General features: G+C 71.7%; 18 protein-coding genes, 1 tRNA gene and 1 pseudogene. 7 read left to right on the top strand and 13 right to left on the bottom strand.

What is annotated here, in order from left to right; translation table 11 throughout:
- Positions 1 to 31: 31 nt before the first annotated feature.
- On the bottom strand, positions 32 to 2,731 hold the full coding sequence (gene polA, locus NFX44_RS06320) for a DNA polymerase I (RefSeq protein WP_262282531.1): 2,700 nt from the start codon (positions 2,729 to 2,731) through the stop codon (positions 32 to 34).
- 174 nt (positions 2,732 to 2,905) lie between these two features.
- On the opposite strand from polA, the gene NFX44_RS06315 reads away from it, so the two are divergent.
- Together NFX44_RS06315 and NFX44_RS06310 are read left to right on the top strand one after the other, a co-directional pair.
- Positions 2,906 to 3,904, top strand: a complete 999-nt coding sequence (locus tag NFX44_RS06315) for an RNA polymerase subunit sigma-70 (protein WP_262282530.1) — start codon at positions 2,906 to 2,908, stop codon at positions 3,902 to 3,904.
- A gap of 146 nt (positions 3,905 to 4,050) precedes the next feature.
- The gene (locus NFX44_RS06310) at positions 4,051 to 4,149 is read left to right on the top strand and encodes a hypothetical protein (RefSeq protein WP_262282529.1); all 99 of its coding nucleotides are present in this window, start codon (positions 4,051 to 4,053) and stop codon (positions 4,147 to 4,149) included.
- A 99-nt stretch (positions 4,150 to 4,248) separates the two neighbouring features.
- Here NFX44_RS06310 and NFX44_RS06305 read toward each other — a convergent pair whose 3' ends face one another.
- From NFX44_RS06305 to NFX44_RS06260, 10 genes are all read right to left on the bottom strand, one after another.
- Entirely contained in the window at positions 4,249 to 5,058 is an 810-nt protein-coding gene (locus NFX44_RS06305) for an amino acid ABC transporter ATP-binding protein (protein ID WP_315974573.1), read from the bottom strand.
- Positions 5,055 to 6,032 carry an amino acid ABC transporter permease gene (locus tag NFX44_RS06300; protein ID WP_262282528.1) on the bottom strand — a complete coding sequence of 326 codons (978 nt, stop codon included), beginning with the start codon at positions 6,030 to 6,032 and terminating at the stop codon, positions 5,055 to 5,057. The genes NFX44_RS06305 and NFX44_RS06300 overlap by 4 nt, the downstream gene beginning before the upstream one ends.
- 3 nt (positions 6,033 to 6,035) lie before the next feature.
- A complete protein-coding gene (locus NFX44_RS06295) occupies positions 6,036 to 6,944 on the bottom strand; it encodes an ABC transporter substrate-binding protein (RefSeq protein ID WP_262282527.1) in 909 nt (302 codons plus the stop codon).
- A gap of 24 nt (positions 6,945 to 6,968) precedes the next feature.
- On the bottom strand, positions 6,969 to 7,679 hold the full coding sequence (locus NFX44_RS06290) for an ABC transporter ATP-binding protein (protein WP_262282526.1): 711 nt from the start codon (positions 7,677 to 7,679) through the stop codon (positions 6,969 to 6,971).
- Positions 7,669 to 8,487: an ABC transporter ATP-binding protein gene (locus NFX44_RS06285; protein WP_262282600.1), complete on the bottom strand. Its 819-nt coding sequence runs from the start codon at positions 8,485 to 8,487 to the stop codon at positions 7,669 to 7,671. The genes NFX44_RS06290 and NFX44_RS06285 overlap by 11 nt, the downstream gene beginning before the upstream one ends.
- A gap of 46 nt (positions 8,488 to 8,533) precedes the next feature.
- Positions 8,534 to 9,631: a branched-chain amino acid ABC transporter permease gene (locus NFX44_RS06280; RefSeq protein WP_262282525.1), complete on the bottom strand. Its 1,098-nt coding sequence runs from the start codon at positions 9,629 to 9,631 to the stop codon at positions 8,534 to 8,536.
- Entirely contained in the window at positions 9,628 to 10,578 is a 951-nt protein-coding gene (locus tag NFX44_RS06275) for a branched-chain amino acid ABC transporter permease (protein ID WP_262282524.1), read from the bottom strand. Before NFX44_RS06275 ends, NFX44_RS06280 begins: the two co-directional genes overlap by 4 nt.
- A 104-nt stretch (positions 10,579 to 10,682) precedes the next feature.
- On the bottom strand, positions 10,683 to 11,846 hold the full coding sequence (locus NFX44_RS06270; protein WP_262282523.1) for a branched-chain amino acid ABC transporter substrate-binding protein: 1,164 nt from the start codon (positions 11,844 to 11,846) through the stop codon (positions 10,683 to 10,685).
- 219 nt (positions 11,847 to 12,065) lie between these two features.
- The gene (locus NFX44_RS06265; RefSeq protein ID WP_262282522.1) at positions 12,066 to 13,223 is read right to left on the bottom strand and encodes a hypothetical protein; all 1,158 of its coding nucleotides are present in this window, start codon (positions 13,221 to 13,223) and stop codon (positions 12,066 to 12,068) included.
- Between the two features lie 59 nt (positions 13,224 to 13,282).
- Positions 13,283 to 13,903, bottom strand: a complete 621-nt coding sequence (locus NFX44_RS06260) for an ANTAR domain-containing response regulator (protein ID WP_151465483.1) — start codon at positions 13,901 to 13,903, stop codon at positions 13,283 to 13,285.
- Positions 13,904 to 13,996: 93 nt separating this feature from the next.
- Here NFX44_RS06260 and NFX44_RS06255 point away from each other — a divergent pair.
- The 3 genes and pseudogenes from NFX44_RS06255 to NFX44_RS06245 all read left to right on the top strand — a co-directional run bounded on the left by NFX44_RS06255 (position 13,997) and on the right by NFX44_RS06245 (position 14,855).
- A tRNA-Leu gene (locus tag NFX44_RS06255) sits at positions 13,997 to 14,070 on the top strand.
- Positions 14,046 to 14,210: pseudogene (locus NFX44_RS33225) on the top strand (helix-turn-helix domain-containing protein); the annotation flags it as partial. The gene NFX44_RS06255 and the pseudogene NFX44_RS33225, both read left to right, overlap by 25 nt.
- Positions 14,211 to 14,351: 141 nt before the next feature.
- The gene (locus NFX44_RS06245) at positions 14,352 to 14,855 is read left to right on the top strand and encodes a hypothetical protein (protein WP_262282599.1); all 504 of its coding nucleotides are present in this window, start codon (positions 14,352 to 14,354) and stop codon (positions 14,853 to 14,855) included.
- 5 nt (positions 14,856 to 14,860) lie between these two features.
- Here NFX44_RS06245 and NFX44_RS06240 read toward each other — a convergent pair whose 3' ends face one another.
- On the bottom strand, positions 14,861 to 16,036 hold the full coding sequence (locus NFX44_RS06240; RefSeq protein ID WP_262282521.1) for a PLP-dependent aspartate aminotransferase family protein: 1,176 nt from the start codon (positions 16,034 to 16,036) through the stop codon (positions 14,861 to 14,863).
- Between the two features lie 83 nt (positions 16,037 to 16,119).
- Between NFX44_RS06240 and NFX44_RS06235 the strand changes: the two genes are divergently transcribed.
- Positions 16,120 to 16,599, top strand: a complete 480-nt coding sequence (locus tag NFX44_RS06235) for an Lrp/AsnC family transcriptional regulator (RefSeq protein WP_262282520.1) — start codon at positions 16,120 to 16,122, stop codon at positions 16,597 to 16,599.
- Between the two features lie 45 nt (positions 16,600 to 16,644).
- Positions 16,645 to 17,655, top strand: coding sequence for an LLM class flavin-dependent oxidoreductase (locus tag NFX44_RS06230; RefSeq protein WP_262282519.1), 1,011 nt, complete (start codon positions 16,645 to 16,647; stop codon positions 17,653 to 17,655).
- A gap of 167 nt (positions 17,656 to 17,822) precedes the next feature.
- Here the strand turns inward: NFX44_RS06230 and NFX44_RS06225 are convergent, their stop codons facing one another.
- On the bottom strand, positions 17,823 to 20,072 hold the full coding sequence (locus NFX44_RS06225; RefSeq protein WP_315974572.1) for a cellulose binding domain-containing protein: 2,250 nt from the start codon (positions 20,070 to 20,072) through the stop codon (positions 17,823 to 17,825).
- Positions 20,073 to 20,369: the final 297 nt, after the last annotated feature.

Here is a 20,369-nt window from a genome sequence, read left to right as displayed (position 1 = left end):
GCGGCGCTCGGTGCCGCCGACGGACCGACGGTCAGTGGTCGGCGCTGTTCCAGTCGCGGCCCTCGCCGACGGAGACCTCCAGCGGCACGGACAGCGGGTACGCCTCGCCCATCTCCCTGCGCACCAGCGCCTCCAGGGTCTCCCGCTCGCCCGGGGCGACCTCGAAGACCAGCTCGTCGTGCACCTGGAGCAGCATCCGGGAGCGCAGGCCGGCGTCGCGCAGCGCGGTGTCGACGCGCAGCATGGCGACCTTGATGATGTCGGCCGCGGAGCCCTGGATGGGGGCGTTGAGCGCCATCCGCTCGGCCATCTCCCGGCGCTGCCGGTTGTCGCTGACCAGGTCCGGCAGGTAGCGGCGGCGGCCCAGGATGGTGGAGGTGTAGCCGTCCTGCCGGGCCCGCGCCACCACCTCCTGGAGGTAGTCGCGCACCCCGCCGAATCCGCCGAAGTAGTTCTCCATCAGCCCGCGCGCCTCCTCGGCGGTGATCCCGAGCTGCTGGGACAGGCCGAACGCGCTCAACCCGTACGCCAGGCCGTAGTTCATGGCCTTGATCTTGCGGCGCTGGTCGGCACTGACCTGGTCGACCTCGACGGTGAAGACCGAGGAGGCGGTGGCGGCGTGGAAGTCGTGCCCCGAGTTGAACGCCTCGATCAGCGCGTCGTCGGAGGACAGGTGCGCCATGATCCGCATCTCGATCTGGCTGTAGTCGGCGGTGAGCAGGCACTCGTAGCCCTCGCCGACCACGAAGGCGCGCCGGATCCGCCGCCCCTCCTCGGTGCGGATCGGGATGTTCTGCAGGTTGGGCTCGGTCGAGGAGAGCCGGCCGGTGGCCGCCACCGTCTGGTTGAAGGTGGTGTGGATCCGGCCGTCGTCGGAGACCGACTTGAGCAGCCCGTCGACGGTCATCTTGAGCTTGGCGACGTCGCGGTGGCGCAGCAGGTGCTCGAGCACCGGGTGCGGGTTCTGCGCGTAGAGCCACTGGAGGGCGTCGGCGTCGGTGGTGTAGCCGGTCTTGATCTTCTTGGTCTTGGGCAGGCCCAGCTCACCGAAGAGGATCTCCTGGAGCTGCTTGGGCGAGCCCAGGTTGAACTCCCGCCCGACCGCCGCGTAGGCGCCCTGGGCGGCGGCCTTCACCTCGGCGGCGAAGTGCGCCTCCAGCTCCGAGAGGTAGTGGGTGTCGGCCGCGATGCCGGTGCGCTCCATGGTGGCCAGCACCCGCATGAGCGGCAGCTCGACGCCGGCCATCAGCCGGGCGGACTGCTCGCCGTCGCGGGACAGCTCGGCGTCGATCGCGTCGGCCAGGTCGAGGGTGGCGCGGGCCTGGAGCATCAGGTTCTGCTCGGCCGCCTCGTCGTCGCCGAGCCCGTCGAGGGTGAGCTGGCCGCTCTCCGGCGCGTCGACCCGCAGCTCCCGGTGCAGGTAGCGCAGCGCCAGGTCGGTGAGGTCGTAGGAGCGCTGGTCGGGCCGGGCCAGGTAGGCGGCGATCTGGGTGTCGCGGGAGATGCCCTGCAGGTCCCAGCCGTGCGCGGCGAAGGCCAGCACGGCCGGCTTGCTGTCGTGCAGCACCTTGGGGCGGGCCTCGTCGGCGAGCCAGCCGGCCAGCGCCGCCTCGTCGTCGGCCGCCAGCAGGGCCGGGTCGAACCAGGCGCCCGCGCCGTCGGCGGTGGCCAGCGCCATGCCGGTCACCGCGGCGGTGTGCCGGCGGTTCGGGCCCGTGTCGAGCTTGACCGCCAGGCCGACCGGGGTACCGGCCGGGGCGTGCGTGGCCAGCCAGCCGGCGAGCGCGCCGGGCTCGGTGAGCACCTGCCCGGCCAGCTCGAAGCCGGCCTCGGCCTCCGGCTCGACGGCCTCCAGGTACTGGTAGAGCCGGTCGCGCAGGATCCGGAACTGGAGGGTGTCGAAGACCTGGTGCACGGCCTCCCGGTCCCAGCCCTGCCAGCGGGCGTCCTCCGGGCGCACCGGCAGCTCCAGGTCGGTGACCAGGCAGTTGATCTCGTAGTTGCGGATCACGTCGGCGAGCCGCTCGCGGAGGCTGTCGCCGGCCTTGCCCTTGATCTCGTCGGCCCGGGCCACCACGCCCTCGACCCCGTCGTAGAGGTTGATCCACTTGGCGGCGGTCTTCGGGCCGACGCCGGGGACGCCGGGGAGGTTGTCGCTGGTCTCGCCGACCAGGGCGGCCAGGTCGCGGTAGCGGCCGGGGCCGACGCCGTACTTCGCCTCGACCGCGGCCGGGTCCATCCGGGCCAGGTCGGAGACGCCCTTGCGCGGGTAGAGCACGGTGACCTGGTCGCCGACGAGCTGGAAGGCGTCCCGGTCGCCGGTGGTGATCAGCACGTCCATGCCCTGGTCGCGGGCCTGGCAGGCGAGGGTGGCGATGACGTCGTCGGCCTCGTAGCCCTCCTTCTCCACCACCGGGATGCGCAGCGCCGCGAGGACCTCCTTGACCAGGCTGACCTGGCCCTTGAAGTCGGTCGGGGTCTCGCTGCGGCCGGCCTTGTACTCCGCGTACTTCTCGGTGCGGAAGGAGCGGCGGGAGACGTCGAAGGCGACCACGATGTGGCTGGGCTGCTCGTCGCGGAGCACGTTGATCAGCATCGAGGTGAAGCCGTAGACGGCGTTGGTCGGCTGCCCCGTGGTGGTGGAGAAGTTCTCCACCGGCAGGGCGAAGAATGCCCGGTATGCCAGGGAGTGTCCGTCAACGAGGAGCAGGCGCGGCGTCGTAGCTGTCACGGCAGCGACTCTAGTCCGTGGGCCCGACGAACTGCGCTCCGCGCGGAGCGTGGTGCGCCACGGCCGACTTCCCGCTGAGCACATATTGAGCATTTCCCCGCTGATGGTGATGAGTTGTGGTGCCCGCACCCGTCATACCTGGGACGGGACACGACGCGGCGGAGGGATGACGTGATGGGTGCGGGCATGCGGCTGGAGGGGTTGGGCGTGGGCGGTCTGGGTGAGGTCGACGAGCCGGTGTTCTCAAGGTTGGCGCAGCGGCACCGGCGGGAGTTGCACGTGCACTGCTATCGGATGCTCGGGTCGTTCGAGGACGCCGAGGACGCGGTGCAGGAGACGTTCCTGCGGGCCTGGCGGCGGCGGGAGACCTTCGCGGGGCGGTCGACGTTGCGGGCCTGGCTGTACCGGATCGCCACCAACGCCTGCCTGGACCTGCTCGCCAGACGCCGCCCGAACCCGGCGACCGGCGGGGAGGTGCCGTGGTTGCAGCCCTACCCGGACCGGCTGCTCGACGAGGTGCCCGCAAGCGGCGCGGACGAGCCGGAGGCGGTCGCTGTCGCGCGGGAGACGATCGAGCTGGCGTACCTCGTCGCGGTCCAGCACCTCGCGCCGCGCCCGCGGGCCGTGCTGATCCTGCGCGACGTGCTGGGCTGGCCGGCGAAGCACGTCGCGGAACTCCTCGGGGACTCGGTCAACTCCGTGAACAGCGCGCTGCAGCGGGCCCGCGCCGGCATGCGGGAGCACCTGCCCGCCGAGCGGCAGGACTGGACCGGCAGCGGGGAGGACGCCGGCACGCGCGAGCTGGTGCGCCGCTTCACCGACGCCAGCCTCGCCAAGGACACCGACGCTCTCGCCGTCATGCTGCGCGAGGACGTCCGCTGCGCGATGCCACCCACGCCGGGCCTGCACGTCGGGCGCGACGCGGTGCTGAACGACTGGATCGGGGACGGCTTCGAGGACCTGGGACGGCTGCGCTGCGTCGGCACGTCCGTCAACCGGCAACCCGCCGCCGCCTTCTACCTCTGGCACGAGCAGGAACACGCGTACCTGCCGCTGACCATCGACGTCCTGCGCATCACCGGCGGCGCGATCACCGAGATCACCATCTTCCACAACAACCAGTTCCCGCGGCTCGGGCTCCCGGAGCGCCTGCCAGCCGACAGCACGGAGTAGTCCCGGCGTGGAACCCGATCATGGCGGAACGACATGAGCAGCATGGATGACACCGGGGTCGCCGCGCGGCCGGCACCGGGCCGGACCAGCCACACCCACCGACTCCGCGGGCTCGCCGTCACCGGCTCGTCGCCACGCTCGCCGCGATGGTGGCCACCACCCTCGCCGCCGCGCTCGCCCGGGCCGTCGGCGTCGACTTCGAGATCCCCAGCCTGGCGCGGGGCCTCCGCACCCGGACCGGTTGACGATCCCGCGCCGGGTGGGTGCCGGTCCGGTGGGGTCGCCGCGACCGCCCGCGTACGCCGGCCGGTGGACCTCCTCCGGCCGGCGTAGCGGCGGCGGGCTCAGAGAACCTTGGCCAGGAACGCCTTGGTCCGCTCGTGCTTCGGATCCGCGATCACCGCACGCGGATCGCCCTGCTCGACGACGACACCACCGTCCATGAAGACCAGCGAGTCGCCGACCTCCCGCGCGAAGCCGATCTCGTGGGTCACCACGATCATCGTCATGCCGTCGCGGGCCAGGTCCTTCATCACGTCGAGCACCTCGCCGACGAGTTCCGGGTCGAGCGCGCTGGTCGGCTCGTCGAACAGCATGAGCTTCGGCTGCATGGCCAGGGCCCGGGCGATCGCCACCCGCTGCTGCTGCCCGCCGGAGAGTTGACCGGGGTACGCCTGGAGCTTGTCGCCCAGGCCCACCCGCTCCAGCAACTGGGCGGCCCGGTCCCGGGCCTCGGCCTTCCTGGCCCGTCCCAGCAGCACCGGCGCCTCGACGATGTTCTGCAGCACGGTCATGTGCGGGAACAGGTTGAACCGCTGGAACACCATGCCGATCGCCCGGCGCTGCGCGGCCACCTCCTTCTCGCGCAGCTCGTGCAGCTTGCCGCCGTGCTCGCGGTAGCCGATCAGCTCGCCGTCCACCCAGATCCGGCCGGCGTTGATCTTCTCGAGGTGGTTGATGCAGCGCAGGAAGGTGGACTTGCCGGAGCCGGACGGCCCGAGCAGGCAGCACACCTCTCCGGCGCGCACCTCCAGGTCGATGCCCTTGAGCACCTCCAGCGGCCCGAACGACTTGTGCACCTGCTCGGCCCGGACCATCGGCCCCGACTCCGTCGCGGGCGTGCCGGCCTGGGCCGGCACCGTCAGCTCGGTCATACGCCCCCCGTCCCTCCGGTGTTCCGGCCCCAGACGCCGAAGCCCTGGAGCGCGCTCTTCGCGTCGGCGGTGCGCCCGAAGCCCCGGCCGAAGCGCCGCTCCAGGTAGTGCTGGCCGACGAGCAGCACGCTGGTCAGCACCAGGTACCACAGGGTGGCCGCCACGAGCATCGGGAAGACCTGGAAGGTCCGGTTGCCCACCGCCTTGAGCTGGAAGAACAGCTCCATCGACACCGGTACGAAGGCGACCAGCGAGGTGTCCTTGAGCATCGCGATCGTCTCGTTGCCGGTCGGCGGGACGATCACCCGCATGGCCTGCGGCAGCACGATGCGGCGCAGGATCTGCCCGCGGCTCAGGCCCAGCGCCTGGGCGGCCTCGGTCTGGCCCTCGTCCACCGACTGGATTCCGGCCCGGACGATCTCCGCCATGTACGCGGCCTCGGACAGGCCGAGCGCCAGCATGCCGGCGACGAAGCCGGTGAGGATCTCCACGGCCGAGAAGCCGAACAGCCGGGCCTCGAAGTTGTCGACCCCGAACAGGGCACCGATCTGCCGGTCGAAGGGCAGCCCGAACTCGATGCGGGCCCAGAGGATGCCCAGGTTGCCGAAGAGGATCGCCAGCACCAGCCGGGGCACCGCCCGGAAGAACCAGGTGTACACCCAGGAGACGCCGCGCAGGATCGGGTTCGCCGACAACCGCATGATCGCGATGACGATGCCGAGTCCGACACCGATCAGCATGGACGTGACGAGCAGCAGGATGGTGCCGCGCAGGCCGTCGACGATCGGCGGCCGGAACATCTCGTCGACCATGAACGCCCAGTTGAAGGCCTTGTTCGTGACCAGCATGTGCACGAACATGGCCGTCAGCACGGCGATCACGGCCACCGCGAGCCAGCGCCCGGGGTGCCGGACGGGCACGGCCTTGATGGGTTCCGGCCGTGCCCGTTCGGGTGTCTCAGTGTCGACCGACATTGGTCAGACCGACGGGTTCACTTCAGCGGTGGTGACGGCACCGCCGTCGACGCCCCACTTCTGCAGGGCGGCCTTGTAGCTGCCGTCGGCGATGACCGCCTGGACGGCCTCCTTGAGCACGTCGGCGAAGGCCTGCTGGTCCTTCTTCACCGCGTAGCCGTACGGGGCCGACTCGTAGATGTCGCCGAGCAGCTGCAGCGCGTCGTTGCTCTGCTTGACCGCGTACGCGCCGACCGGGGAGTCGGCGAGCATGGCGTCGTCCTTGCCGCTGACCACGGCGGCGGTCGCGTCGCTCTGCGCCTGGTACTGGTCGATCTTGATGGCCGGCTTGCCGGCGTCGGTGCACTTCTTCGACCGCGCGGTGATGTCGTCGAGCTGCACGGTGCCGACCTGCACGGCGATCTTCTTGCCGCAGGCGTTCTCCACGTCGACGCCGGCCGGGTTGCCCTTCTTCGTCGCCCACTGGGTGCCGGCGGAGAAGTAGCTGACCATGTTGACGCTCTTGAGCCGCTCGGCGTTCACGGTGAACGACGAGACGCCGACCTCGTACTTGCCGGAGTCGACGCCGGGCAGGATCGCGTCGAACGGCGCCGACTCGTACTGCGCCTTCAGGCCGAGCTTCTGCGCGACGGCGTTGAACAGCTCGACGTCGAACCCGATGACGGTCTTGCCGTCGGCGTCGAGGAACTCCGCCGGCGCGTACGTCGAGTCGGTGCCGACCTTGATGACGCCGTCGGCCTTGATGGCGTCCGGCACCTTCGCGGCCAGGTTCGAGTCGGCGGAGGCCGTCACCGACGGGCCGGCGCCGGGCTCGTTCGACTCCTTCTCACCACAGGCGGCGAGAGACAGCAGCAGGACGGCCGCGCCGGCGACGCCGAAGGCCGCCCGCCGACCGACATTGAGGTTGTGCATGGTTGTGCTCCTTGTCGAGGGGGGTCAGGCCACGCCCAGGTAGGCGTCCTTGACCGAGGGGTCGTGCAGCAGGTCGGCGCCCGTGCCGGTCTTGACGATCCGGCCGGTCTCCAACACGTACGCGCGGTGCGCCCGGGACAGTGCCTGCTGGGCGTTCTGCTCGACCAGCAGGATCGTGGTGCCCTGCTCGTTGATCTCGGTGACGATGTTGAAGATCTGCTGGATCAACATCGGCGCGAGACCCATCGAGGGTTCGTCGAGCAGCAGCAGCTTCGGCCGGCTCATCAGCGCCCGCCCGACCGCGAGCATCTGCTGCTCACCGCCGGAGAGCGTGCCGCCGGGCTGCTTGCGCCGCTCCAACAGCCGCGGGAACAGCTCGAACACCCGCTCCAGGTCGCTGGCGATGCCCGCCTTGTCGCGCCGGGTGTACGCGCCCATCTCCAGGTTCTCCAGCACCGACATGCCCGGGAAGACGCCCCGGCCCTCCGGCGACTGCGAGATGCCCCGTACCACCCGCAGGTCGGCGCGGAGCTTGGTGATGTCCTCCCCGGCGAACCGGATCCGGCCGGCGGCCACCGGGCGCAGCCCGGAGATCGCCCTCATCGTGGTCGACTTGCCCGCGCCGTTGGCGCCGATGAGGGCGACGACCTCGCCCTCCTCGACCGTCAGCGAGATCCCGTGCAGCGCCTGGATGCGCCCGTAGAGCAGGCTGACGTCGTCCAACTCAAGCAGCATCTTCGGGAACCCCCAGGTAAGCGGCGATCACCTTCGGGTCGTCCCGCACCTCGGCGGGCAGGCCATCGGCGATCTTCTTGCCGAACTCCAGCACCACGATCCGGTCGGTGACGCCCATGACCAGGCGCATGTCGTGCTCGATGAGCAGGACGGTCACGCCGGTGTCGCGGATCCGCTGGATCAGCCCGAGCAGCTCCTCCTTCTCGGCCGGGTTGAACCCGGCCGCCGGCTCGTCCAGGCAGAGCAGGGTCGGCTTCGTGGCCAGCGCACGCGCGATCTCCAGCCGGCGCTGCTCGCCGTACGACAGGTTGCGGGCCAGGTCACCGGCCCGCCGGCCGATGCCGACGAAGTCCAGCAGCTCGCGGGCCAGCTCGCGGCCCTCCCGCTCCTCCCGCCAGTGCCGCGGCAGCCGGAACAGCGCCGAGACCACACTCGTGCGGTGGTGCGCGTCGGCGCCCACCTGCACGTTCTCCAGCGCGGTCATCTCCGGGAAGAGCCGCACGTTCTGGAACGTGCGGGCGATGCCCGCCTTGGTGATCGCGAACTTCTTCTTGCCGACGAGGGACTCACCCTGGAATCGGATGGACCCCGACGTGGGGCGGTAGACCCCGGTGATCGCGTTGAAGCAGGTGGTCTTGCCGGCGCCGTTCGGGCCGATCAGCCCGAGGATCTCGCCCTTGCGGATGTCGAACGAGATCTGGTTCAACGCCACGACGCCGCCGAACCGCAGGACCAGGTCACGGACCTCCAGCAGCGGCTCGCCGCCGACCCTGGTGGCCGGATCCGGGCCGGTCGACTGCGCCGGCACGGTCGTGGTCTGCTCCTCGGTGCCGGAGCCGGGGGTACCGGTCGTCTCACTCACCGACGGTCACCTCCTTGGCGCGGTCCTTGAGTTCCAGCGAACGGCGCCGGTTCGGGATCAGCCCCTGCGGCCGGAAGATCATCACCAGCATCAGGATCAGGCCGAAGAACAGGAACCGGTACTCGAACGCGTCCTGACCGGCGATCTGCACACCGCGCAGCCGCTCGGGCAGGTAGGCGATCAGCGCGCCACCCACGATCACGCCCGCGATGTTGCCGGACCCGCCGAGCACCACCCCGGCGAGCACCAGGATCGAGAAGAACAGCGCGAAGTTCTGCGAGTTGATGAAGCCCAGCGTGCCGGCGAAGAGCGTGCCGGAGAGCCCGCCGATGGCCGCGCCGATGGCGAACGCCCACAGCTTGAAGCGGAACGTGGGCACGCCCATCGCCTCCGCCGCCTCCTCGTCCTCGCGGACGGCGACCCAGGCGCGGCCGACGCGGCTGCGGTCCAGGTTCCGTGCCGCCACGATGACGATGAGGATCAGCGACAGACCCAGCCAGTAGTACGGCCGGGCGTCGATCACGCCGAACAGCGGCGTGCCGTCGGCCTTCTGCCCCGGCGGGTGCGGGATCGAGCCCAGGCCCCGCTGGCCGCGCATGAACGGCCACGCCTGCGCCACCACCCGGATGATCTCGGCGAACCCGAGCGTGACGATCGCCAGGTAGTCACCGCGCAGCCGCAGCGTCGGCCACCCCAGCAGCACGCCGGAGATCATCACCACGACGACCGCGACCGGCACGGCGGCCAGCCAGCCCCAGTTGGTGCCCAGGTCGCTGTCCGGCGAGGTCAACTGCCCGACCGTGTACGCGCCGAGGGCGAAGAAGCCGACGTAGCCGAGGTCCAGCAGGCCCGCCTTGCCGACGACGATGTTCAGGCCCAGCGCGAGCAGCACGTAGTAGGAGACGGTGAACAGGGTCGTCGCCCAGTCCGTCTCGGTGGTGTTGAGGCCCGGAATCTGCAGGTTCGGCAGGGCGTAGAAGAAGACGATCGCCGCGAGACCGACGACCCACTTCGCCACCCGGGGCAGCCGGAGCCACTGGTCGCGGAGCGCGTCCTGACGCGCCCGTACGGTGTCCAACACCTTCGTCATGCCCGGGCCCTCCCCAGCGACTCGCCCAGCAGACCGGTCGGCCGGAACAGCAGGATCACGATGAGTACGACGAACGCCACGACCGGCGTCCACTCCGTACCGAACAGCGCCGAACCCCAGCCCTCCAGCGTCCCGAGCAGCAGCCCGCCGAGCAGCGCACCGCGCAGGTTGCCGATGCCGCCGAGCACCGCGGCGGCGAACGCCTTGATGCCCAGGTCGAACCCGGCGAAGTAGTAGGTGCTGCCGATCTTCAGGTTGTAGAGGATCGCCGCCGCGCCGGCCATGACGCCGCCGAGCACGAAGATCAGGGCGATCACCCGGTCCTTGTTGACGCCCATGAGCGCGGCCGTGTTCGGGTCCTGCGCGATGGCCCGGACACCACGTCCCAGCCGCGTCTTCCCGATGAACACGTCCAACGCCAGCATGAGCACCAGCGCCAGGAGCACGATGCCGATCTCCAGGTTGGAGATGGTGGTGTCGGCGAACGAGATCACGTCGTGCTGGCGGATCAGCGGCGGCATGCCGAGCGGCCGGCGCTCGGTCCACACCCCGACGGCCTCGGAGAGGACCACCGAGGCGCCGATCGCGGTGATCAGGAACGCCAGCACCGGCGCGTTGCGCCGGCGCAGCGGCCGGTACGCGACCCGTTCGAGCACGAGGGCCGTGGTGCCGGAGACCGCGCAGGCCGCCAGCAGCCCGACCAGCAGGTAGACGACCACCATGCCGAAGGCCGGCGTGGCCGAGTCCTGGTTCAGCCCGAGGGCCCGCCAGGCGAGCACGGCACCGAAGGTGCCGACCATGAAGACCTCGGAATGTGCGAAGTTGATCAGCCGCAGCACGCCGTAGACGAGGGTGTAGCCGAGGGCGAAGAGGGCGTAGATCGCCCCCTGCGCGAGCCCCTGAGTGGTGAGTTCCCCAAAGTTGGAGAACAGGGCATCGAAGTTCACATCGTGCTCCAGAGGGATGTGCATAGCGGACGCGGCCGGGAGCACGCTCCCGGCCGCGTCTCCATCAGATGCGGAACCGTCGTGCCTGACGATCCGGCACTAGATCACTGCTTCTTGATCTCCTGGTCGGGGGTGACCGCACCGCCCTTGACGGTGAAGGCCCACACCTTCAGGAAGGACGGGTCGAGCTCGCCCTTGTCGGTGAACTTGTAGGTGTTGGCGATGCCCTCGTAGTTCACGCTCTTGAGGTACTCGTTCATCTTGGCCTTGCTGGTGTTGCCACCCTCGATGCCCTTGATGAAGATGTTCGCGACGTCGAAGGCGATGTCGCTGTAGGTGCCGGCGTCCTGGCCCCACTTGGTCTTGTAGTCGGTGACGAAGGAACCCTTCGCCGCCGAGGCCGGGGAGCACGGGCAGGTCAGCACGGAACCCTCGGCGTTCTCCTTGCCGGCGGTCGTGATGTAGCCCGGGTCGTTCACACCGTCACCCGCGACCAGCGTGGCCTGCACGCCCTGGCCCTTCATCTGCTTGGCGAGCAGACCGGCCTCCTGGTAGTAGCCGCCGTAGAAGACGGCCGTCGCGCCACTGGCCCTGATCTTCGTGATGATCTGGCTGAAGTCCTTGGTGACGTTGCGCTCGACCTTGTCGGAACCGGCAACCACCGAGCCGAGGTTCTGCTTCACCACGTCGGCCAGGCCGGCGCCGTACGCCGTCTGGTCGTCGATGACGTAGGCCTTCTGCGCCTTCAGCACGTCCTTGATGTAGCTGGCGGCCGCCGGGCCCTGCGCGTCGTCGTTGGCGAGCGCGCGGTGGAAGGTCGTCCAGCCCTTGGTGCTGAGGCTCGGCCGGGTCGCCGACGGCGACACGATCGGGAGCTTCGCCTCCTCCCAGATCGGGCCGGAGGCCTCGGTCTCGCCGGAGAAGGCGGGGCCGATGACACCGACGACCTTGCTGTCCTTCACGACCTCACGAGCCAGACCCGCGGCCTGCTTCTCGTCGCCCTGGGAGTCCTTCTCCACAAGCTCGACCTTGCAGTCCGCGTGCTTCTCGTTGTACTGCTCAACGGCGAGCTTCGCGCCGTTCTTGATGTTGATGCCGAGGTTGGCCGCGTCGCCGGTCAGCGCACCGAAGAAGGCGATCTTGAGGCCGCACTTGCTGTCAGACCCAGAGCCACCGCCGTCCTCGCTGCTGCTGCAACCGGACGCGCCCAATACCAGGGCGCCGGCGAGGGCCACCCCGCCGATAACCCGCACGAGCTTCTGCCTCAAGGCACGAACCCCTTCTCGTTCACCGCGGTCGAGTCGCACCGCCGCCGACAACCAGCTGGCGGGGACGTGACGGACCTAACCACGTTCCCAGTCTGGGGCGGGACGTTATCCCACCGGCCAGCGGCGGGGGTAGACCTGCGCCGTGGGGTTCACCTAACCGTTACACGGCGTGCCTGATCAGCCGGGATCGCTGTAAGAACCGGGCAGGCGGGGCAGTCGTCACGGCACCGTGACCGGCGACGATGCCACCCAGGACCCGGCGGAACGACCGTCGTCCATGACCAGCAGCAGCCGCCCGTCCTGGGCCGTCACCGCCGCCCGCGCGTCCGGCGGGCGGGCCGCCGGCAGCTCCGCCTCCCGCCACGACCGGCCCCGGTCCGGCGACCGCCACAGCCGGCAGCCGTCACCGCCAGTGACCACGGCCCACAGCTCGGCGCCGGCCACGCCGAACCCCCGCACCGCCGACAGCCGGCCCGCACCGGCCGACCCGAACCGGTCCCCGAACGACCACCGGCCGCCCGCCGACCACCAGGCCCGGAAGCCGTCGCCCGAGCGACCCACGGCCACCGGCCCACCCCCGGTCCACGCCACCCGCTGCACCTCCGCCCCACCGTCCGGCGCCGGTGGCGTCACCCGCCGCCAGGCCCGACCGTCAGCCGAGCTCCACACCGAGGCGACCGGGTCCACTCCCCCGCCCCGGCGGATCACCGAGCCGACCGCCCACCACGCACCGGCGCCGGCCACCACGTCGTAGACCGCCGCGCCGGTCACGTCGGCTTCCCCGGTGGTCACCGGCCACCGGTGGAACACCCGCCCGTCCGCGCTGCCCCAGGTCCCCGGGGCCCGCTCGGCGCCGCCCACCACCAGCCAGCCGCCCGGGCCGCCCGCCACCCGGGCCACGTCGCCGTCCGGCACACCGCCGGAGAGGTCCCCCGCGGAACCCGCCTCCACCAGGGCCACGCCGCCGGCCTGCGTCCAGGCGCTGACCCGTGGATTGCCGTGCGCGCCGCCGCTGCGGGCACCCAGCGCCGCCAGCCGACCGTCCCGGCAGGCCGCCGCGTAGAGGACATCCTGCCGGCCGTAGAACGACGCCGGCGCCACCGGAAGGGCCCGCCAGGACAGGCCGTCGTCGCTCGTCCACGCCGCCGGCCGGGTGTTCCCGGCCGGGTCGGCCACCGCCCCGACCACGAACCAGCGACCCGCGCAGCCGGCCGCGTCGCGCAGCAGCAGCCGGCCGGGCCCGCCCGCCGGCTGCGGCAGCACCACCGGCCGCCAGTCCAGACCGACGGGCGCCGGAGCGGGCGCCCCGGGCCGGCAACCGGCGAGCAACAGCAGGAGGAGCACGCCGAACGATGCCAGCGGACGCCACGCAGCCATGCGCCGATCGTATCGACCGGCACCGACGCCGCAGGCCCGGCGCGGCGCGGGCCGGCCGCTCAGGAGGCGGGCTGCGCCACCTCGCCGCCGGCGGTCTCCGCGAGGATCCGCTCGGCGACCTCCTTCATGGTCATCCGGTGGTCCATCGCGGTGCGCTGGATCCACTTGAACGCCTGCGGCTCGGTCATCCCGTACGTCGTCATGAGCGCGCCCTTGGCCCGCTCGACGGTCTTGCGGATCTCCAGCCGGTCGGTGAGGCCGGCGACCTCCGCCTCCAGCGCCGCGATCTCCGAGTACCGCGACAGCGCGATCTCCACGGCCGGCACCAGGTCGCTCTTCTGGAACGGTTTCACCAGGTAGGCCATCGCGCCCGCGGCGCGCGCCCGCTCGACCAGGTCGCGCTGGCTGAACGCGGTCAGGATGATCACCGGGGCGATCCGGGCGCCGGCGATCCGCTCGGCGGCGGCCAGCCCATCCATGATCGGCATCTTGATGTCGAGGATGACGAGGTCCGGCTTCAACTCCTCGGCCAGCTTGACGGCGGTCTCGCCGTCGCCGGCCTCGCCGACCACCTCGTAGCCCTCTTCCACAAGCATCTCGGCCAGGTCCAGCCGGATGAGCGCCTCGTCCTCGGCGATCAGAACGCGCTTGCGCTCGGCATCCGCCTGCATCTCGGCCACGAGCCACTCCCACCAGTTCAAGCCCGACACCGCCGTGCCGGGTGTCGTCGCCCATAGCCTAATGGGTAGTCTGTCGAAGCCGGATCACGGAACGCCCCTGTACTCCAACCGGAAGAGAGACGGAGCTCAAACCTCCGACAGTGTGGGTTCGAGTCCCACCGGGGGCACCGAAAGTGTCGTACGGGCGTTCGAAGATGTTGCCGTGCATCCACCCGAAGTGCGCGCGCGGGCGCGACGTCTGTACCTGGCCGGAGCGAGCGTCGCCGATGTCGCCCGGGCTGTCGGTCTCTCCTACCCGACGGTTCGCCACTGGTGCAAGGATCGACCGGAGCCGAAGCGGCAGGGCACCGAACTGCGCTGTTTCCGGTGCCGTCCGGGCGTCGAGAATCCGACAGATCCGGCGCAGTATGCCTACCTGCTGGGCCTCTATCTCGGTGACGGACACCTCGTGACCACTGCGCGGGTTCCCGTGCTTCGCATCAACTGCTCGAACGCCTGGCCCGACCTGATCGTCGCCTGCGAGGAGGCGATGAAGCGGGTCCTCGCGGGCTCGGTACAGCGGACCCGCAAGCAGGGCTGCGTCGGTGTGCAGAGCTACGGCAAGCACTGGCCCTGCCTGCTTCCCCAGCGCGGGCCCGGCAAGAAGCACGAGCGCCCCATCGTCCTGGCCGACTGGCAGCGGACCATCGTCGAACGGCACCCGGGCGACTTCCTGCGCGGCCTCTTCCACTCCGACGGCTGCCGGTTCGCCAACCGGGTCACCGTCCGCGGCAAGCAGTACGTCTATCCCCGCTACCTGTTCTCCAACCGGTCCGCCGACATCATGGGGCTCTGCCAGTGGGCCCTCGACCTGCTGGGCATCGCCTGGCGGTTGAATTCACCGTGGTCGCTGTCGGTGGCGCGGCGGGACGCGGTGGCGGCGCTGGACCGCCACGTCGGCCCGAGGTCCTGACCTCGTCAGATGACGGACAGCGCCTGCGCCAGGTCGGCGCGCAGGTCCTCCGGGTCCTCGAGCCCGACGGAGAGGCGCAGCAGCCCGCCGCACGGCTTGGCGTCGCCCTCGACCGGCCGGTGGGTGAGCGAGGCCGGGTGCTGGATGAGGGTGTCCACGCCACCGAGCGACACGGCGTGGGTGATGAGCCGGCAGGCCCCGGCGACGGCGGCCGCGGCGGGGGCGCCGCCGCGTACCTCGAAGGCGAGCAGGCTGCCGGGGCCGGCCATCTGCCGGCCGACGAGCCCAGCCGGGTCCGCGACGCTGGGGTGGTGCACCCGGGCGACGGCGGGGTGGTCGGAGAGCCAGGCGGCGAGCTTCTCGGCGCCGGCCTGCTGGGCGCGGACCCGCAGCGGCAGGGTCTGCAGGCCGCGGTGCAGGAGGTAGGCGCCGAGCGGGTGCAGGACGGCGCCGGTGACGGCGCGGACCTGGCGCAGCCGGGCGGCCCAGTCGGGGGCGCAGGCGACGACGCCGGCGAGGACGTCGCCGTGGCCGCCGATGCTCTTGGTGGCGCTGTGCAGCACGAGGGCGGCGCCGTGCCGGGCGGGCTGCTGGAGCACCGGGGTGGCGACGGTGTTGTCGACGAGCAGGGGGACGTCCCCGGCGGCGGTGGCGAGGGCGGCGATGTCGACCAGGTCGAGGGTGGGGTTGGCCGGGGTCTCGACGACGACCAGGGCGGTGTCGGGGCGGATCGCCGCGGCGACCTCGTGGGGCCGGGCCCAGGTGACCTCGGTGCCGAGCAGGCCGGTGGCGAGCACGTGGTCGGTGCCGCCGTAGAGGGGGCGGACGGCGACGACGTGCCGCTTCCCGTCGCGGGTGGCCGCGAGCAGGGTGGCGGTGAGGGCGGCCATGCCGCTGGCGAAGGCGACGGCTTCGGCGGTGCCCTCGAGCTGGGCGAGGGCGGTCTCGAAGCGGGCCACGGTGGGGTTCCAGAGGCGCTGGTAGACGGCGCTGCCGCCGGCGGGGAGGGTGCCGCCCGTGGCGAGGGTCTCGTAGGCGTCGCCGCCGCCGGCCACGGAGGGCAGCGGGTTGGTGGTGGAGAAGTCGATGGGCGGCACGTGGACGCCGAGGCCGGCGAGGTCCTCGCGCCCGGCGTGCACGGCTGCGGTGTCCACGGTCGTCATGGCGGAAGCGTCGAACATGAGGCCGCCGTCAGGCAAGAGCAGCGAAGAAGATTCTGCCCAGGGCCCTTCCTCGGGAGGGAAGTTCGGGGAAGGATGTTCACATGCCTGTCGCACCGAATGATGTACGGCCGTTCGCGGCGCTGGACGACACCGACCGCGCCATCCTGGCCGAGCTGGCGGCGGACGGCCGGTTGCCCAACAACGCCCTCGCCGAGCGGGTGGGGGTGGCCCCGTCGACCTGCCTGACGCGGACGCGGGCGTTGCGCGAGTGCGGGGCGATCCGGGGGTTCCACGCCGAGGTGGATCCGGCGGCGGTGGGGCTGCCGTTGCAGGCGCTGGTGTCGGTGCGCCTGGCGGCGCACGAGCGGGCGGCGGTGGACGCGTTCCGGGCCCGGTCGGTGCGGCTGCCGGGGGTGGTGTCGGTGTTCCACGTGGCGGGCGCGGAGGACTACGTGCTGCACGTGCGGGCGGCGTCCGGTGACGCGCTGCGGGACTTCGTGCTGGACCACCTGGCGGTGGATCCGGCGGTGCAGCACACCCAGACGAGTCTGATCTTCGAGCGGGCGCGCGGCATGGGCTGACGCACCCGGGGAACAAATCCGGCGTCCGGCGGGTTGATCACAGTCGTGATCGACGTACCCCTGTCTGTTCTTGATCTTGCTCCGGTCGCCGCCAGCGGCAGCGCCGGTGAGGCCCTGCGGCACACCACCGAGCTGGCCCGCCGCACCGAGGAGCTGGGCTACCGCCGGTTCTGGGTGGCCGAGCACCACAACATGCCGGCCATCGCCAGCTCGGCGCCGGCGGTGCTGCTGGCGCACCTGGCGGCGCACACCTCGACGATCCGGCTGGGCTCCGGCGGGGTGATGCTGCCCAACCACGCGCCGCTGGTGGTGGCGGAGCAGTTCGGCACCCTGGAGGCGTTGCACCCGGGCCGGATCGACCTGGGCATCGGCCGCGCGCCGGGCACCGACCAGGTGACCGCGCTGGCGCTGCGCCGGAGCATGGAGGGGCTGTCGGCGGAGCAATTCCCCCGCGAGCTGGCCGACCTCATGAACTACTTCAGCGGGGCGGAGCCGGGCCCGATCACCGCGACCCCGGGCAAGGGGCAGTCGCCGGAGGTGTGGCTGCTCGGGTCGAGCGGCTTCAGCGCCCAGCTGGCCGGGCTGCTCGGGCTGCCGTTCTCCTTCGCGCACCACTTCAGCGCGCAGAACACCATCCCCGCGCTCCAGCTCTACCGGCAGAGTTTCCGACCGTCGCAGTGGCTGGAGCGGCCGTACGCGATGGTGGCCGTCAACGCGGTCTGCGCCGAGACCGACGAGCGGGCCGAGTGGCTGGCCGGTCCGGCCGGGTTGTCCTTCCTGAAGCTGCGGTCGGGGCGGCCGGAGCCCCTGGTCAGCCCGGAGGAGGCGGCGGCCTACCCGTACTCGGAGTTCGAGCGGGAGTTCGTGGTGCAGCGCCGCGAGGGCCAGGCGACCGGTTCGCCGGAGACGGTGGCCGGGCAGCTCGGCGCGCTGCTGGAGCGCACCGGCGCCGACGAGCTGATGCTGACCACGATGGTCTACGACGTGGCCGACCGGGTGCGCTCGTTCGAGCTGATCGCCGAGAAGGTGGCCGGTGGCCTGCGCCGGAAGGGCTGAAACACGCTCTTCATAGCCACGTCACCCCACCGTCGCGCGGACCGCATAACTTTGGTGCCGGTGGTGGTACGGCATTCCCGGTCGGGACGGGTCGGGGGTGCTGCGGTGTGGTGCACCGGGTCGCCGGCTCAGCGGATTCCGCGGCCGGCGGCCCGGTGCCTGCGCGTTCAGCGCAGATAGATGTTCGGCGCGGGCGGGGTGGCCATGCCGTCGCCGAGGTGGAAGCCGGGGTGCGGCGGCTGGTTGTAGGCGGTGTTCTGCCAGGCGACGGCGACCCGGTACTGCGGGTCGTGCATGAGCGTCGGCAGGCGCAGGCCGGTCGTCGTGGGCGTGCTGTAGATGCGCAGCGCCGCGCTGTCGGCGGTCCGCCAGACCACCTCCTCCCGCCAGTCGCCGAGGATGTCCCCGGACAGCGCCGGGGTGGCCTTGGTGCCGTTGTTCGCCGCGACGCCGCTGCCGGTGAGCAGGCGGGTGTCGCCGCCGGTGCCGTACTTGTCGATCCGGGTGCCGTCGAGCAGTTCGCGCACCGGGTCGCCGTCCCACCAGGCGAGGAAGTTCGCCGAGGACGGCTTGCGGCCGACGTTCTGGCCCCGGGTGTTGAGCAGGCCGTCCACGGCGGAGGACCAGGACTCGGCGCCGGGGCTGCCAGCCCAGACGTCGTCGGAGACGCCGCGGCCGTTGTCGCCGTTCGGTGCGGTCTGCCAGAGCACCTGGCCGGTGCGCGCGTCGGCCATCCAGGAGCTGGGCTTGCTGCCGTCCTCGTCGACCTTGAAGACCTCCAGCCCGGCGCGGCCCGGGTCGAGGTCACCGACGTGCATCGCGTCCCCGTGGCCGTTGCCGGTGGACCACAGCAGCCGGCCGGTGTCGTCGATGGCGGCGGCGCCGTACACGATCTCCTGGCGGCCGTCGCCGTCCACGTCGGCCACCGACAGGTTGTGGTTGCCCTGGCCCGCGGCGGCGCCGTTGCCGCTGCCGTTGGAGTCGAAGGTCCACCGCTTGCGGAGGGTGCCGTCGCGGAAGTCCCAGGCGGCGATGACCGCGCGGGTGTAGTAGCCGCGGGCCATGATCAGCGAGGGGCGCTGCCCGTCGAGGTAGGCCGTGGCGGCGAGGAACCGGTCCACCCGGTTGCCGTAGGAGTCGCCCCAGGAGGAGACGGTGCCGCGCGGCGGGTCGTAGTCGACGGTGGACAGGGCCGCGCCGGTGCGACCGTCGAACATGGTCAGGTACTCGGGCCCGGCGAGCACGTAGCCGCTGGAGTTGCGGTGGTCGGCCGACGACGAGCCGATCACCTGGCCGGTGCCGGAGCGGGTGCCGTCGGCGGTCTTCGCGGCCACCTCGGCGTCCCCGTCGCCGTCGTAGTCGTACACCTGGAACTGGGTGTAGTGGGCTCCGGCGCGGATGTTGCGGCCCAGGTCGACGCGCCACAGCCGGGCGCCGGCGAGGGTGTACGCGTCGAGGTAGACGTTGCCGGTGTAGCCGGACTGGGAGTTGTCCTTGCTGTTGGACGGGTCCCACTTGAGGACGAACTCGTAGCGGCCGTCGCCGTCGAGGTCGCCGACGCTGGCGTCGTTCGCCGAGTAGGTGTTGGCCTCCCCGCTCGGTGTGGTGCCGCCGGGCGGGGCCTGGATCGGCACGTCCAGGTAGCCGTTCGGGAACTGCAGCGCCGGCGCCGAGGCCGCCTGCTCGGCGCCGTTCACCACGGCCCGCACGGTGTACGCCGACCCGGCGGCCGCGCCGCTGTCGAGCCAACTGGTGGCGCCGGTGATCGGGGTGCCGTTGACCCGGGTGGCGCCACGGTAGAGGTTGAACGACACCCCGGCGGTCTCGGTGCCGAGCAGCCGCCAGGAGACCAGGTTTCCGCTGCCCGAGCGGACGCTGACCAGCCCCCGGTCGAGCTTCTCCAGCTGCTTCGCGCCGGCCGGCGGGGTGGTGGGCGTCGGGGTCGGGGTCGAGGTCGGGCTCGCCGAGGTGGGCGGCGCGCTGGTGGGCGTGGTCCCGCCGGTGCACGTGACGCCGTTGAGCGCGAAGGTGGCCGGTGCGGGGTTGCTGGCGTCGTTCCAGGTGCCGTTGAAGCCGAAGTTCGCGGTGCCGCCGGTGCCGAGGGCGGCGTTGTAACCGGCGTCGCGGGCGGTGATCTGGGCGCCGGACTGGCTGACCGTGGCGTTCCAGGCCTGGCCGACCTGCTGGCCGGCGGCGAAGCTCCAGGTGAGGGCCCAGCCGGTCACCGGGTCGCCGAGGTTGGTGACGGTGACGTCGGCGCCGAAGCCGCCGCCCCACTGGTTGGTGATCCGGTAGTCGACGCGGCAGCCGGTGGCCGCCGCGGCGGCGCTCACCGTGCCGAGGGCGCCGGCCACGAGGATGGCGGCCGAGGCCGCGGCGAGCAGCGCGGTCCGGCGGCGCGGGATGAAGGGGTGCACGTGGGGATGCCTTTCGCGGAGGTCAGGCACGCGACGGACGCGCCGGCCTGCCCGGACCGGCGGAGTGCGTACGCCCGCGCTTGACGTGACGGGGGGCGTCATCGATCGACGCCGGTGCTGAGGCTCCGCGCCCCGTCAGGGTAGGACAACGCTTTCCCGCGACACAACCGCGCGCTCGGGTACGGGTACCGGGCGGCGCACCGGCATGTGGCGGCGGCCGGCGAGCGAATGGACGGCGTCGGGCGGCCAGGCGCCGTGCGGACGGACGGGCGCCGGGCGGGCAGGCGGCGGCGGGTG

It is taken from the genome of Micromonospora sp. MA102 (assembly GCF_025460765.1).
GTDB lineage: Bacteria > Actinomycetota > Actinomycetes > Mycobacteriales > Micromonosporaceae > Micromonospora > Micromonospora halotolerans.
The sequence above is the reverse complement of the archived record's forward strand: the minus strand, read 5'-3'. Positions and strand labels throughout refer to the sequence as shown.